This window comes from Lacticaseibacillus parakribbianus (assembly GCF_025490915.1).
Lineage (GTDB): Bacteria > Bacillota > Bacilli > Lactobacillales > Lactobacillaceae > Lacticaseibacillus > Lacticaseibacillus parakribbianus.
In genome coordinates this window covers 50,515-64,925 of the sequence record NZ_JANQBA010000006.1, presented here as the reverse complement: position 1 = coordinate 64,925, position 14,411 = coordinate 50,515, and the positions used below count along the sequence as shown (strand labels likewise).

General features: G+C 46.3%; 8 protein-coding genes. 2 read left to right on the top strand and 6 right to left on the bottom strand.

What is annotated here, in order from left to right; all coding sequences use genetic code 11:
- Positions 1–123: 123 nt before the first annotated feature.
- From NUH19_RS06785 to NUH19_RS06770, 4 genes are all read right to left on the bottom strand, one after another.
- Positions 124–735 carry a helix-turn-helix domain-containing protein gene (locus tag NUH19_RS06785; RefSeq protein ID WP_262315793.1) on the bottom strand — a complete coding sequence of 204 codons (612 nt, stop codon included), beginning with the start codon at positions 733–735 and terminating at the stop codon, positions 124–126.
- A gap of 323 nt (positions 736–1,058) precedes the next feature.
- Positions 1,059–2,192, bottom strand: coding sequence for a site-specific integrase (locus NUH19_RS06780; RefSeq protein WP_125753885.1), 1,134 nt, complete (start codon positions 2,190–2,192; stop codon positions 1,059–1,061).
- Positions 2,189–2,452, bottom strand: coding sequence for a DUF3173 family protein (locus NUH19_RS06775; RefSeq protein WP_225419500.1), 264 nt, complete (start codon positions 2,450–2,452; stop codon positions 2,189–2,191). The genes NUH19_RS06780 and NUH19_RS06775 overlap by 4 nt, the downstream gene beginning before the upstream one ends.
- Before the next feature lie 77 nt (positions 2,453–2,529).
- Complete coding sequence (locus tag NUH19_RS06770; RefSeq protein WP_125753887.1) at positions 2,530–3,810, bottom strand: replication initiation factor domain-containing protein; 1,281 nt, start codon at positions 3,808–3,810, stop codon at positions 2,530–2,532.
- 869 nt (positions 3,811–4,679) lie between these two features.
- Between NUH19_RS06770 and tnpC the strand changes: the two genes are divergently transcribed.
- Positions 4,680–5,900: an IS66 family transposase gene (gene tnpC / locus NUH19_RS06765; protein WP_262315792.1), complete on the top strand. Its 1,221-nt coding sequence runs from the start codon at positions 4,680–4,682 to the stop codon at positions 5,898–5,900.
- Here tnpC and NUH19_RS06760 read toward each other — a convergent pair.
- Entirely contained in the window at positions 5,872–7,290 is a 1,419-nt protein-coding gene (locus NUH19_RS06760; RefSeq protein ID WP_262315791.1) for an IS5 family transposase, read from the bottom strand. The two genes, tnpC and NUH19_RS06760, sit on opposite strands and share 29 nt — an antisense overlap.
- A 159-nt stretch (positions 7,291–7,449) precedes the next feature.
- On the opposite strand from NUH19_RS06760, the gene NUH19_RS06755 reads away from it, so the two are divergent.
- Entirely contained in the window at positions 7,450–7,698 is a 249-nt protein-coding gene (locus NUH19_RS06755) for a transposase domain-containing protein (protein WP_225877967.1), read from the top strand.
- Between the two features lie 361 nt (positions 7,699–8,059).
- On the opposite strand, the gene NUH19_RS06750 is transcribed toward NUH19_RS06755, so the two are convergent.
- Entirely contained in the window at positions 8,060–14,233 is a 6,174-nt protein-coding gene (locus NUH19_RS06750; protein WP_262315790.1) for a SpaA isopeptide-forming pilin-related protein, read from the bottom strand.
- Positions 14,234–14,411 lie beyond the last annotated feature (178 nt).

The window sequence follows — 14,411 nt, the reverse complement described above, 5'->3', positions numbered from 1 at the left end:
TTTGAACATTGTTCATCACGACGAACAGTCCCCATCCCATACCGCGTCGTGGTGTGGGGTGGGGACTGTTGTCAAAGACGTGCAGGGCATCGGGCTGGGACGGGGTCTAGCACCGCACCGCCATCACAGGTCGCCCTGGTGCCGGCGGTACTTCGCCCAGAGCATCACGGCCCCGCCGGCGGCCAAAAGCCCCAGCAGCAGCGGGTCGAGGCGGTGACGCGGATCCAGCGCGGCCACCACGGCGGCCCCAATCAGCACCAGCCCGACGACAAGATTCGCCTTGTGCGACCGCCGCTTGACACCTGGGCTGCGCAGGGCCTGGTAGCGATGCGCCGTCAGGCCGATCACCACGAGGTTGAGCCAGAGCAGCGCCAGCAGGCCGTACTGCGTGGTCGGACCCATGGTCAGGCCCGGCACCGCCAGTTTTTTGCCGAGAAACAGGAGCGTGATGCCCAGGCTGACGGCGACCGCCGTGAACTCGGTCCAGGCGGCGCGTCTGCGTTCCTGTTCCTTTATGCGTAAGTCATTCATCATTCGCTTGTCCTCCTTAATGAGTGTATCCAAGGAAAGCCCGTAGAGGTCGCTGAGCGTGATCAGACTCGCGATGTCGGGGTAACTGCGACCGGTTTCCCAGTTGGAAATCGTAGTCCGGGTGACATGCACCTGCGCGGCCACCTGGGCCTGCGTCATCGCCGTCGTAGCCCGGGCCTTCTTCAATCGCTCACCAACTGCCATTGTTCTTTCCTCCGATACCCTTACTATGAAGCCGCTTCCTTCATTCTACTAGCCAAGTTGCTGCGCAGCCAGGGGGTGAGACGCCAAGAATGTTGACATCGGGGTTAATCGGACTCAATCGTGGGGGTGGCGCCCACGCGGCAAGGTACAACTGCCGGCAGCGGTTGGAAGCAGACCGGCTGGTCACGCGCAACGCCCCGGCGTTACCGCGCCGGCTCCGGCAATATTTCCCGGGAACAATGGCACATCTCGCGCCCGTCCCGTGGTATCAAGGTTTCTAGCACCACCGATTTTACTGTGGCACAGTTTTGACCCTTTTCAAATTATTTTGGCTCATCGGGCACCTCCTTGGAGAATATCCCGTTGAGCTTTTTTGCGACTTCAAAGTTACTGTTGGGGTAAAGATGACCGTAAGTGCCGAGCGTCGTTTCGATGTCCTCATGTCCCAGACGTTCTTTAATCTGGAGCGGGTTTTCACCGAGACTGATCAACAGCGACACATGCGAGTGGCGGAGGCCATGCACGGTAATCCGCTGAACTTTGGCGAGTGTACTGTACGCGTCCACAATATCCAAAAATTGCCCGTCAGAGCACGGAATCCCATCACGTGAGAATACCCACTCGGACGTCACCATCGCCGCTTGTGCGACCTGCCACGCATCTAAGCACGCAATGGTATCATCATCAAGCGCCACGGTACGGCGACTGGCGGCAGTCTTTGGCGCTGGAGTTTCAAACCAGTTGCGGTTGTGATAGTCCATGGTCTTATTGATGTTCACCGTCTTAGCTTCAAGATCAACGTCTGTCCACTTTAACGCCCGTGCTTCACCGCTACGCAAGCCAGACATGAACATGAACCACAACATCGTGTAATCAAAGCGGCCAGTGTACGTGTTGGTGTTCGTCTTGGCGAGTACCTTTTGGAAGTCGGCTTGCGTCCAGAAATTGATCTTCGCTTTCTTCTTTTTGATGAGGCCAACGACCCGTACTGGATTCTCGTTGATGATACCAAGCGCCTTAGCACGTTCAAGCACTTGGCCTAACATAATGTTGATGGTACGCGCATAGGATTGCTTACAGTCTTTGAGTACGCTGACTTGCCAATGTTGCACATCAATCGGCCGAATTTGGTCAATGACGATGTCGTTGAACCTAGTCAGATACTCACTGTTCATCAAGACTAGCCGCTGACGGTAGGTGCGTGGCTTTACTTGGGTTTTGTACCAAGGCTTGAACACGTCTTCCATAAAGTCGACAAACTTAGTCTGCTTGATGTCCTCATCATCGGCGATCCCCGCCGCCAACATTGCAACTCTTGCTTTTTTCGCCTCCGTTTTCGTTTTGAAGCCGCTGGCACGTTTTTGAATTCGTTTGCCAGTTCGTTTGTCAGTTCCTAAGCTTACGCGGAAGCTAAAAGTGCCGTCCGCCTGTTTGGTAATATGGTCTTTCGTAGTCAAGATAGTTCCTCCTTAACTGCGGAAAGGCCACTTGGTGCACCCTCAAGTTGGCTTAGTTTCAAGCCTAATACTGCGTCTACTGCTTCCACTGGAACACGGTCTACGCCTTTCTTACCGTACCATCCAAGGCCACGTTTGAGCAACAACTCTTTTGCCATTTTGATGATACGGCTTGCTTGCGATTGACTGTACCCCAGCTTGATAAGGTCAGCTCTAGTCATCGTCAGGAAGACTGGCTGTTCTGGTACGTTAATATTCAATCAAATCACTTCCTAAAGTTTGGTGGGAGTGAGATAATCAAACCAGATAGAACCCATATTTTATCTGTGAAGGGTGACTACTTGCTTTGGTCGGCGTAGTCGCTCTTTTTTGATTTCTCACGTTGCTTTGAATCGGTCATAACACCGTTGCGTTGGTGCTGAAAATGGTGGATCACGTCCCAGTGGCGTTGCGTCAACTTACCACTGTCGATGATGGCTTTGAGTTCGTTTGTGTTATTGTACTGGTCAATCAACTGCAACATCTTGAGTGAGGGTGCGACTTGCTTTCTCAACCACCGCGTAATATGGTCATAGTTTAACGGTTCTGGATTAGTGGAAAGTCGCAGCTTATCCCGATTGTTACCGATGAACGCCGCCCAACGAGGATCTAACACCCACTCACTTCTGGGTTTATGACTTGGCGTCAAGAAACGCAGATACTGATTGATGATGCCGAACACGACTTGTTCGGGATCGCGCGTCGCCAATAGATGTTCAACCGCTGTGGCGGCACGTTCGCGGCGTAGCCGCACTTCAAAGCGAGTACGGATCGGTTGATCTTCAATGGCGATTTCTGGGTGTTTCTGATGTTGCTCAAATGCCTTGTCGTAGATACAGAAATTGACTTCGCTTTGTGGCGAACCAAGGTACAAGGTGCGCCCAGAGGCGTGCCACTGTTTGGTGCGGTTGTCCCTGAACCCGCGAAAGCGTGAGCTGAATTCATCATGGTCGCACTTCTCAATTAGTGTTGGCACATCTAGTAATCCGTTGCGGTCGTTGATGGCTAAATCAAGTCGGGTAAAGTGGCAATCCAGTTTGAGACAAGTTTCGAGAAAATCGTACCAAGTTCGATGTTGCGATTGCAGATACGATTCGACGTAGCGACAACCTTGACCTTTCAGCTCAATCATTGTGCCACTGTCGTCTTTCGGGTTGTAATCTTCGGCATCCACATCTTGGTAAGGTGATAACATCATCTTGATCTCACCGCATGTTAAGGTTGCTGAATAGCCGTAGTGAGCGCCGTCGTGGAGATTGAAATGGATCGGGCTGATTTGGAACAGTTCGTTAATCAACTCTTCGTAGTCGTGCGTCTTGAAGGTGACGCTGAGATAGTCGATACAGACGTCCAGATTATTCTGACCGGTCAACGCACGCAACGCCAACGTCAGTTCTAATCGGGCTTTATCGTTGAGCGGCTTCTTGCGACCCAGCAGTTGATTCAGGTGTGACCGGCTGTAATTAGCCATGTCTGCGAGCTGACCTTGAGTAATATTGTTATCGCGCATTTCGTCGTGGACTTGATCAAGCCAATCTTTGTTGGTCATGCCGCCAATTAGGTTTAAGTCTTTGAGCATGTTAGCTCCTTTCCAAGCGTCCTAACAGCAATTCGGCGTTTTACCTATACGGTAAGGCCGTGCCACAGGCGCTTTATGCCTACCGTCGGATTTCTTGTTACTTGTATTTGCCCCCCTATTAGACACTGGGGGCTGATGGCGGTCGGCTAACGCCGACCGCCGCCGCTCGCGCTAGCGGCTTTCGCGCTGCACGCCGCGCACGGCGGCAAGGCTACCTCCTTTCAAAAAGATTTGAGAACTTTTGCTCTCACCATATACAGACAGCTTTTACAGCGTATTTGAAACCAAAGCTCTGAAATGTAATGGTTTCCTAATATTTAAGGCACTTTACGCTCCTCAAAAATTCTGAGCCTCCACTAATCACCAAGTCACTAACCGTCTTTGTATAACACCTCGTAAGCAATTCCGATTTATGCCAATTCAAATTTCTGCTTACATATACACGGAATGTAAGTCCTATAACGCATTCGAAGTGAATAACATGGATTAAAAGGCTTTATTACTACCACTTTTCGTAACAAGTGCTCGGCGTTCTTTATCTGCTCTAGTCAGTGCCAGAGATTCGGATCACGGATTTGACGCTGTTGAGGTCAACCTAGGTCCGTTCAAGTTCAGACTATTAAGGATTTGGCAAGCATATGGAAGACCCGCTATTTGTATTGTGAGGCCCAATGTAAGGCAATTAAGGTATGACGCCACAACTACTTGTTGCCGGAAATTCGAAGCCTTCTGAAATCTTCTTATTGATTTAATTTCCAAGCTAGTTGTTTGGGTGTTGACGAAATATCGCCTTGACTAAATAAGCCAATCAGGATATTCCTAACTCACTAAAAGAAAGAGACGAAGTATAATGACTAAAATTACGATTTGTGGAAAAGGGAACATGGAGCAAGCAATCGGTAATGCCTTTATATCGGTGGACAACGCTGTCAACTACATTGATGTTGGGGATTCGGACGACAATATCGGTGATATTGTCGCAAACTGGGCAACAAAGCGAAGCAGTAACAGATGATGAACCGCAGCAGCTAAGAAAGCCGAAATCTACTCGGCAGCAGTTGTTGGCGAATGATCTACCGGTAAGAACCACCTTTGTTTCCAAAACCGATGAACACAGTGAACATGGTCATGAATTGAAATTGGTAGGCACTCACTTTGTTCGCGAGGTCGTTCATAGAATCCCAGGGCGTTTGTTTGTCGAGAAAATCTATGAGAAGACCTACAAGTGCTCGACTTGCGAACTTGAAGATGGATGTAGTCATATCTATCGTGGTAACGCGCCGAAGGCATTAATTGCCCACAGCATTGCGACGCCTTCGTTGATCGCGTCGATTTTGCATCAAAAATGCATTCTCGGGACACCGCTCTATCGCCAATTAAAGGATTGGCAGCGTGCAGGCGTCTTATTAAGTGAGACCACAATCTCAAATTGGGTCATCAAGTGTGCCGAGTTAGTGAAGCCAGTTTATGACCTGATGCGTAGCCACTTGATGAGCCAAGGTTTTCTCCAAGGCGATGAGACCCCTTATCAGGTACTTCAAGAGCCTGGCAAGTCGGCGCAGAGCAAGTCGTATATTTGGGTAGCCCGTAGTATCACGCGGTGCGAAACGCCAGTCGTCATGTATGCCTATGCGAATACTCGCTCCGGGAAATTCGCTCAGAACTTATACAGTGGCTTTCCTGGTGTCCTACAATGCGACGACTACGCCGGCTACAATCTTCTGGGTGATTCAATCACTCGCGTTGGTTGTTGGGCGCATGTACGGCGTAAGTTCTTCGATAATTTCAAGAACACTAAGAAGATGACGCTGGGCTTGAAGCTACTCAATCAGATGTTTGAACTCGAACGGAATTGGGCAGGCTTAGATAGCGCATCACCCCTGGAAAAGCGTCAAGTGGTGCTTAAACCGTTGATCGAGCACTTTTGGGAGTGGTGTGATCATGTCGAGACTTTACCAAAAGATCGTCTAGGTAAAGCATTGGCGTATGCGCAGGGGCAACGTGTCGCATTAAATCGCGTCCTAGAATTTGGGGAAATCGATTTAAGTAGTGGCTGTTCAACTAGGCCACCATATTCTTGGTGCTGGTAGTAAATTTGTACCGGAAACGATAGGTTTGCCCTTCGTTCGTGGTTGAAATTAAAATTGGTATAGCAAACACTCTCAAGAATGTCAGCGCATTGCTTAATACCATTGCCTGATCGATTTTAACGGCCAATGACTCAGCTGTTCGGGTATTGACTAAGTCCAAGCCTACTGACCCTTTGAGAAAGGCAAATCGGCGTTCAATGGCACCGCGTCGATTCTCTGCGTCCGTATCCTGGCGACGTTTCTTGGCATCAACGTGTTTTGGTTTTGCGCCCAGTTTTGGGCCACAGATCATGATACCTAGATCTTTACACAACTTGCGATTGTCGCGGTTGCGGTAAAGTGTATCCGCCAATACCTCATCTGGGTAATGGCCATGCAAATCAAAGTAATGATCCAAGGTCGCTTCAAAGTCCTTACTTTCATTTAAAGCACTGAATTCAAAGCGCTCAATATCAACGATACCTTCGCTTAATGAAGCGTCGATTTTGGCACCAAACTCAACTTTAGCTTTCGCCTTACCGCGCTGGATCGGTCGAATATAAGGCTGTTGGAGACTAATAATGCGGTCTGCGACATGGTGAATCTTGTGTGTAAACATGTGCCACTGTTGGTCAAACAAGATTCGGATGACACCCAAGCGTACTGCTTGTTTGGCGGTTAAGATTGCCCCTGCATCAATGAATTCATTGATGTAGCGCAAGTCGCGACGGACGTATTGAAGTTGCGCTTTAACTTGCTTGTGAACGGATTGCTTTTGGCTCTTTGGATGGCGTGAGAAAGCCGTCCAAACTTGTTTAGCTTCACGCTTATACATGCGTGGATTAGGGACATTCAGTTGATGCGCCATGTCAATGGCCATGTCTTCAAGATTCTGGCGGGCTTGATTGAGCAGCGAGGTATCTTGGGGATAGCGGATCTTCACCGGAATCGCTGTGGCATCCGTGATCATGACGTCAACTTTGAATGGCACCACCGCTTCGATCTTGGCACGAAGCCAATCATTGATAATGTTTCTGACCAGTTCAGAGATATCCGCAATCCGTTTACGGAAGGTACACAAGCTGGTGTATGCGAAGGGCTTCTCTGCACGATATTCCGAGAGCCCGATGAAATACTGATAAGCCGGCGTATCTCGAATTGCGTCGACCACACCGCGATCGGTTAGTTTCATTCGATTCTGAATCAGTCCAGCGCCATAAAGCATCCGAAATGGCTTGGCCGCTCGCCCAGTACTTTTCTTGGAAAACTCCAATTGGTATGCCTCATCGAGTTCTTTCCACGGAAAAATATCGGCTAAGCGAACCCACTCATTATTTGGACTGAGCGGTGTACTCAGACCGCAACCAAAGGATTCAAAAGAGAGTTGGTGGGGACTTTGACGATAAACCATGGATAAAACCTCTGAGTGAATTTCGTGAATGCACGGGAAATGTCTGAAAACCAGGATTTCGTATGCATTTATTATATGACATTAATGACCTAAAATCACTAGTATCAAACGCTACACGTTTTTGAACAGCCACTAAGTAATAACGCTTCTGAGCGCAACATGAAGAGTTATGTGATTGGCCGGAAAAACTGGCTGTTTAGCACTAGTCCAAAAGGTGCCGAAGCCAACGCCATCTGGATGACCGTGGTTGAAACCGCGAAAGCCAATGGGATCGATCCGCGGAACTACATCACACAACTGTTAGAGATTGTCTCACAGCTACCAACATTCGCAAAAACGGAATCGTTGGAGGCGTGTTTGCCATGGAATTTAAAGACTAACAGTTCAAACGTAGAATCAATCGTTTAAAGAATACGAAGGCCCGCAATCTCAAAAGACGAGATTGCGGGCCTATTTCAGCGGTCGATTACTAGGTGCCTACCTTACGAGCGGGATTCATATGCGGTCAGTTATTGGGTGCTTACGAATGAAAGGGCATAAGAAAAGCACCTAGACCAGTTAAGGCCCAAGTGCTTCATAAAAAAATTATCAACTCTACTTGACGAAGAGCCACAATCTCAAAAAACAAGTTTGTGGGGTTCCTTCGTATGGTCGAATATTAGGTGATTACTAATTGTTAGCGGTTTACTGACGCTCTAAAAATTTGAGTCGCAGTTCTTTTACTTCACTAAAACAATCCTTCAGCACCAGAGGCCCTTATTTTCTATCTCTACTGGCGTTCTCGTCTGTAAAGATTGAAAAGACTGTAGGTGAACATACTGAGCAACAAAGCCACTCCCATCAGTGTCGTTACTAAACTATTGCCATCTCCTGTAGCAGGCATGTTTTGGTCGCCTTTGTGCTTATCGTTGTTACTTTGTGATGAACTCTTCTTAAAATTCTTAGCCGTAACTACAGACTGTTTGCCACTAACTTGTAGGTCGATAGTAAATGAAAGCTTACCATCATTCAATTCATAACCAGCAGGGGCAGCAGTTTCAACAAAGTAGTAGTCGCCTGGCTTCAGGTCATCAACTTTAATCTGACCCTTGGCATTGGTGGTCAAGCCACTGGCAACCTTCGTCCCGTCCTTCTTATACAGATTGAACACGGCGCCCGCCAGGGCTTTACCTGTATCACCGTCCGTCTTATTCAGAACAACGGAACCGGTCTTTTCGGCATTTGTGGCCGAGACGGTCGCGACCTTGGTAGTTGTTTGTAGTTCAACCGTGAAGATCAGCTGACTGTCATTTAGTTCATAACCAGCAGGGGCGGCAGTTTCAACAAAGTAGTAGTCGCCTGGCTTCAGGTCATCAACTTTAATCTGACCCTTGGCATCGGTGGTCAAGCCACTAGCAACCTTCGTCCCGTCCTTCTTATGAAGATCAAACACAGCGCCCGCCAGGGCTTTACCTGTATCACCGTCGGTCTTATTCAGGACAACGGAACCGGTCTTTTGGGCGTTCGTAGCTGAAACGGTCGCAACTTTGGTGGTTGTTTGCAATTCAACCATGAAGCTCAGCTGGCTGTCATTCAATTCATAACCAGCAGGGGCAGCAGTTTCAACAAAGTAGTAGTCGCCTGGCTTCAGGTCATCAACTTTAATTTGACCCTTGGCATCGGTGGTCAAGCCACTGGCAACCTTCGTCCCGTCCTTCTTATGAAGATCAAACACAGCGCCCGCCAGGGCTTTACCTGTATCACCGTCGGTCTTATTCAGGACAACGGAACCGGTCTTTTGGGCGTTCGTAGCTGAAACGGTCGCAACTTTGGTGGTTGTTTGCAATTCAACCATGAAGCTCAGCTGGCTGTCATTCAATTCATAACCAGCAGGGGCAGCAGTTTCAACAAAGTAGTAGTCGCCTGGCTTCAGGTCATCAACTTTAATTTGACCCTTGGCATCGGTGGTCAAGCCACTGGCAACCTTCGTCCCGTCCTTCTTATGAAGATCAAACACAGCGCCCGCCAGGGCTTTACCTGTATCACCGTCCGTCTTATTCAGAACAACGGAACCGGTCTTTTCGGCATTTGTGGCCGAGACGGTCGCGACCTTGGTGGTTGTTTGTAGTTCAACCGTGAAGCTCAGCTGACTGTCATTTAGTTCATAACCAGCAGGGGCGGCAGTTTCAACAAAGTAGTAGTCGCCTGGCTTCAGGTCATCAACTTTAATCTGACCCTTGGCATTGGTGGTCAAGCCACTGGCAACCTTCGTCCCGTCCTTCTTATACAGATTGAACACGGCGCCCGCCAGGGCTTTACCTGTATCACCGTCCGTCTTATTCAGAACAACGGAACCGGTCTTTTCGGCATTTGTTGCGGAGACGGTCGCAACCTTGGTCGTTGCCTGGAATTCAACCGTAAAGTTCAATTTACCGTCATTCAATTCATAGCCAGCTGGCGCTGCTGTTTCAACAAAGTAGTAGTCACCTGGCTTCAAGTCATTAACCTTGATTTGACCCTTAGCGTCTGTGGTTAAACCACTGGCAACCTTAGTGCCGTCCTTCTTATACAGTTCGAATACCGCACCGGCAAGTGTTTTACCAGTATCACTATCCGTCTTGTTCAAGACAACGGAACCAGTCTTCTGAGCATTTGTTGCGGAAACGGTCGCAACCTTAGTCGTTGTTTGTAATTCAACGGTGAAGTTCAGCTTACTGTCATTCAATTCATAGCCAGCTGGCGCTGCTGTTTCGACAAAGTAGTAGTCGCCTGGCTTCAAATCATTGACTTGGATCTGACCTTTAGCATCTGTCGTCAAACCACTGGCAATCTTAGTGCCGTCTTTCTTGTACAGATTGAATACTGCACCAGCAAGAGTTTTACCAGTATCGCCGTCTGTCTTGTTCAAGACGACCGAACCTGTCTTCTCAGCATTGGTTGCGGAAACGGTCGCAACCTTGGTTGTTGTTTGTAACTCAACCGTGAAGTTCAGCTTACTGTCATTTAATTCATAACCAGCTGGTGCTGCTGTTTCGACAAAATAGTAGTCGCCTGGCTTCAAGTTATTGACCTTGATTTGACCTTTAGCATCTGTCGTCAAACCACTAGCAAGCTTTGTGCCGTCCTTCCTATACAGATCGAACACGGCACCGGAAAGAACTTTACCAGTATCACCATCTGTCTTTGTTAGAAGAACGCTCCCTAATGCTTTATCATTTGTGACTGGAACTTTTAATTGAATACTATCGCCATTAATTGTAAAGGCATGCTGAGTATCATCTAGCTTATATCCATCAGGAGCCTTTGTTTCGACAATATAATAGTCTCCAGCATTAAGACCGGTATAACTTACAGTGCCATCTAATCCCGTCTTAAGATTCGAAGCAACCTTAGTCCCGTCTTTCTTATAAAGATCAAATATTGCTCCAGCTAAAGGACTTGAGTTATCAGCATCAGACTTCTCAATCGTGACCTTGCCTTTTTGATTAGTGGCAGAAACCAAGATATTATTATCAGCATTTGCTTCATTATACTGAAGATTGATTTCTTTTCCATTTGCCAAACTGGTAGAAATCACATAGCCATCTGGGGCCTTTGTTTCAACTAAAATATATTTTCCAGATTTAAGATTACTCCATGTGATACTGCCTGCAGCATCCGTCGTCCCTGTACGAAGCTTCTGCCCTTTTTGTCCGGAAACATCCGACCAAAGTTCAAAAGAAGCTCCAGCAATTGACTTTTTGGTATCTGCATCACTCTTAGTGAGAACAAGATTGGTGTTCTTACCAGTTGCTGACCCGCTATTGTTTACTACTGCCGTCGATCCACTGGTATTGTTATCAACATCTTTTTCGCCTTTTCCTGATATTGAAGCTGTATTTGTCAGCGTATCATTAATCTTTGACGAATTGATCAGTGAGCGATAGTGTATCGAGTAAGCCGAGCTGATTTCATTTGTAAAGGAAATCTTCATCGTTTGCTTACCAGTTGCATTATCAGTCTGCAAATCCACAGAGTAATCCTTACCAAGTACTAATGGATTACTCGTATCTTCGGTAAAGTTACCATTAGAAGCTACCTTTCCTGGATAGATCACAATAGAACTCTGATCAATAATCTGATTGTCAGAAGGCTCATCGGTAACAACTGCATCGCTGAAAGTTGATTGTGCTTTATTGACCCATATTGTCCACAACGCATAAGCAGAGTTCGTTGGATCTTGTTTACCACTCTTATCCAGAACATTACCACTGTTTGGCACTGTCACCTTAGCCGTCAAATCACTAGATTTTTCGTTATTTGTATAGGTTGCTGTATTGTCATATGACTTTTGATCAATGACCTTACCAGAGAGACTAGTCTGGTAAATCAATACATAAGCTTTAGAACTATCATTTGGTAATTTAGCAGTAAGCTGTTTCTTAGTACTGTCAAAGGAAATATTAGCGGAAGCAACTTGTGTCCCCAAAACATATGAGCCATTTGTGTTAATAGAAGCTTCATACAACTTGGCGCTATCTGCTACATAGTCTTGGTCACCAATAATTGGATCAGTAATGGAGGCATTGCTAAGTTTACGTTGATTATAGTTAGTAACCACGGTCCAAGTAATTTGCTTCGAAACGGCGTTGTAACTTCCTGACTTGCTGCCATCATTTTTAAACTCAGTCTTAGGAGTGAAGTCTGCCTGTCCCTTGTTTGTATGATCGTGACCGTCTTTGTCAGTCCAAGTTGCCGTCGCAGTGTTAGTCCACTTGCCCCCATCTGGAAGGCTATTCGTTTCAAAGGCAGTTTTATAACTTAGTGTATACCAACTTGTGGCATGTTCCTTTAAAGCATTAGCAAAGGATATGGTAAACCCGTTTCCCTGCTTGCTAATCACATAGTCCGTTCCTTCACTGAGAGTTGTATTATGATCTTTATCCTTTAAAACAAAGGAATCATAGTCTACGGTCAGCCCATTCGGGACTGGATCGGTCATTGACCAATTGCTCATATCTTGCCGAGCCATATTGATATCAAAGTTCCACGAAACAGTCTTAGCGTTGTAGTCAACGCTACCGAGTGACTTAGTTAGTCCCTGCTGTCCGACTGAATGATCTCCAGAATTCGAGGTTTTGCCGTTGCTAGTTACCGAGTTACTAATCTCTTGGCCTTTATCACCAATTGGGTCTGTTACTTGTGACTGATACGAAATTTTGACTCCCTTGTTCAGCCCATTGGGGAAAGTAATAGTCATTTCCGTTCTATCAGTGTTGTAAGTCACTTTATACTGATCGGGACTAATAGGGCCACCAGCCTCATCAACTAATGAAATCTTATTGTTCTCAGGGAATGTTTGACCCGGTGATAACGTATCCACCAATTTAGTATTAGCAGGAAGTGTCTTTTCGCCATAATTGTAGTCAATATGCCAATTATACTTTTGACTACCATTATTATCTTGACCGTCAAAACTCTTGTTTAAAAGTTTTCCGTAGTTAGCGTTGACTGTCGCACTAGCTGGATAGTTTTTATCACCGTTAGTTAAGGTAGCGTTGTTCGTAAAGGTTAATTTTCCACCATTATCTGGCAATTTACTCGAATCAATATCGCTAGTGTATTCAACCTTAAAAGCCTGATAGGTATCTGCATATGCACCAATAAACGTGATTTTTCCATTTTCAACCTTGTAATCTGTACCTTCTTTAAGAGGATCGCCAGTTTTAGTCACATTCCCATTCAGATCAACTGTCAAGGGATATACACTAACCGATTTCAGCGTGGTTGGCACAGTGTTAGTAGTATCACTTGGCATTGGGTCAGAAATTGTTGCATTCTTTAGCTCTTGACCATTGGTATTAATTGTGACGTTCCACGTAATCCCGGTTGGATTATTTCCAGATGTGTTAGCGCCAGTTAGTTGACCAGTCTTTGCGATGTCGTTACCACCTGATGGCTGAACAACGATTGGTATCGTTACCGGTCCAGTAGTCGTGTCAATGACAATGCCTTCTTTGCCAGACGATGAGTCACTGCTGATGGTAGAAGTATAACTAAATGTCCCTTCAATGTGGTTCACGTTTTCAACATCACTGTTAAAGGTGAACTTAACTGTGCCATCAGCAGCTATGCTATAAGTTCCATAGTCACCGAGAGTTCCCGTACCTGGTTTATAGGTAATTCCTTCAGGTAACTTAAATGAGAAATAGTCACCATCTTTAATTTGGTATCCGTCTTTCAGCTCATCCGGAATTGCCCACGTATATTGAAAATTAAGATTGGTATCTTTTGTCACTTGTGTAGGATCAACAGTATTACCTTTGCTATCTGTGAATTCAATATTTGCTCCGGTAATGATTGTTCCTTTGGAGGCATCTGGCAAATATTGTGAGATATCATTGCCCTCAGCACTCTCAGATACTGTCTTTACGATTTGGCTCTTCGAAGCAACACTAGAAGCATCCTTGCTGCTAACATTGGCTAAAGGCATATAAGCTTTTGCTGTTGAAGTAGTATCAGACAGTTTTGCAGTAACGTTTTGACCATCCGTTGAGAAATTGATAGATCCTTCTAAGGATGAAGTATCTGTGAGGCCTAGTTGGATCGTTGCTGTTCCAGAAACATTACCTAAAACCTCTAACTGTAATTTGTTGGCCGAATAGGTATATTTTCCAACAACTTTTTGACTGGCATCGAGAATATTAGAGTTGCTCGTCTCTTTCAGTTTCTGATCACCTGATAAGGATACTGAAACTTGCTCTTGAACAATTTCATCCGTTGAGTTGTTTAGTGAAAGTTTCAGCCCAATTGTTCGCGATCCAGGCGTTTCTTGGGTAGCCTTTAAAAGTTGAACAGTCTTGGAATCATTAGTACCGCCAGAGCTATCCGTCACCGCCCCTACAACTTGTGCCGAGGATTGTAAGAACAGCAGAAGCACTAAAACTAAAGCATATATTTGCTGTCCAATTTTCCTTTTATCCATGTTTTTTACCTCTTTCCATGATTGAGTTTCTACCCCTCAATTTATACATGATAATTTGAACACCCCACTTTCTTGAAATTCGAGTTTCCGCGTCTAACCATATGTTAATTTATATTACTAACCTGATGTGGTTTTGACTACGGTTACACACTTTAAATATACCAGGCTTCCACCGTTT

Excerpts from the sequence above, each read along its gene's own strand:
- NUH19_RS06785 (WP_262315793.1), bottom strand. The coding sequence starts at position 735 with ATGGCAGTTGGTGAGCGATTGAAGAAGGCCCGGGCTACGACGGCGATG.
- NUH19_RS06770 (WP_125753887.1), bottom strand. The coding sequence starts at position 3,810 with ATGCTCAAAGACTTAAACCTAATTGGCGGCATGACCAACAAAGATTGG.
- NUH19_RS06760 (WP_262315791.1), bottom strand. The coding sequence starts at position 7,290 with ATGGTTTATCGTCAAAGTCCCCACCAACTCTCTTTTGAATCCTTTGGT.
- NUH19_RS06755 (WP_225877967.1), top strand. The coding sequence starts at position 7,450 with ATGAAGAGTTATGTGATTGGCCGGAAAAACTGGCTGTTTAGCACTAGT.
- NUH19_RS06750 (WP_262315790.1), bottom strand. The coding sequence starts at position 14,233 with ATGGATAAAAGGAAAATTGGACAGCAAATATATGCTTTAGTTTTAGTG.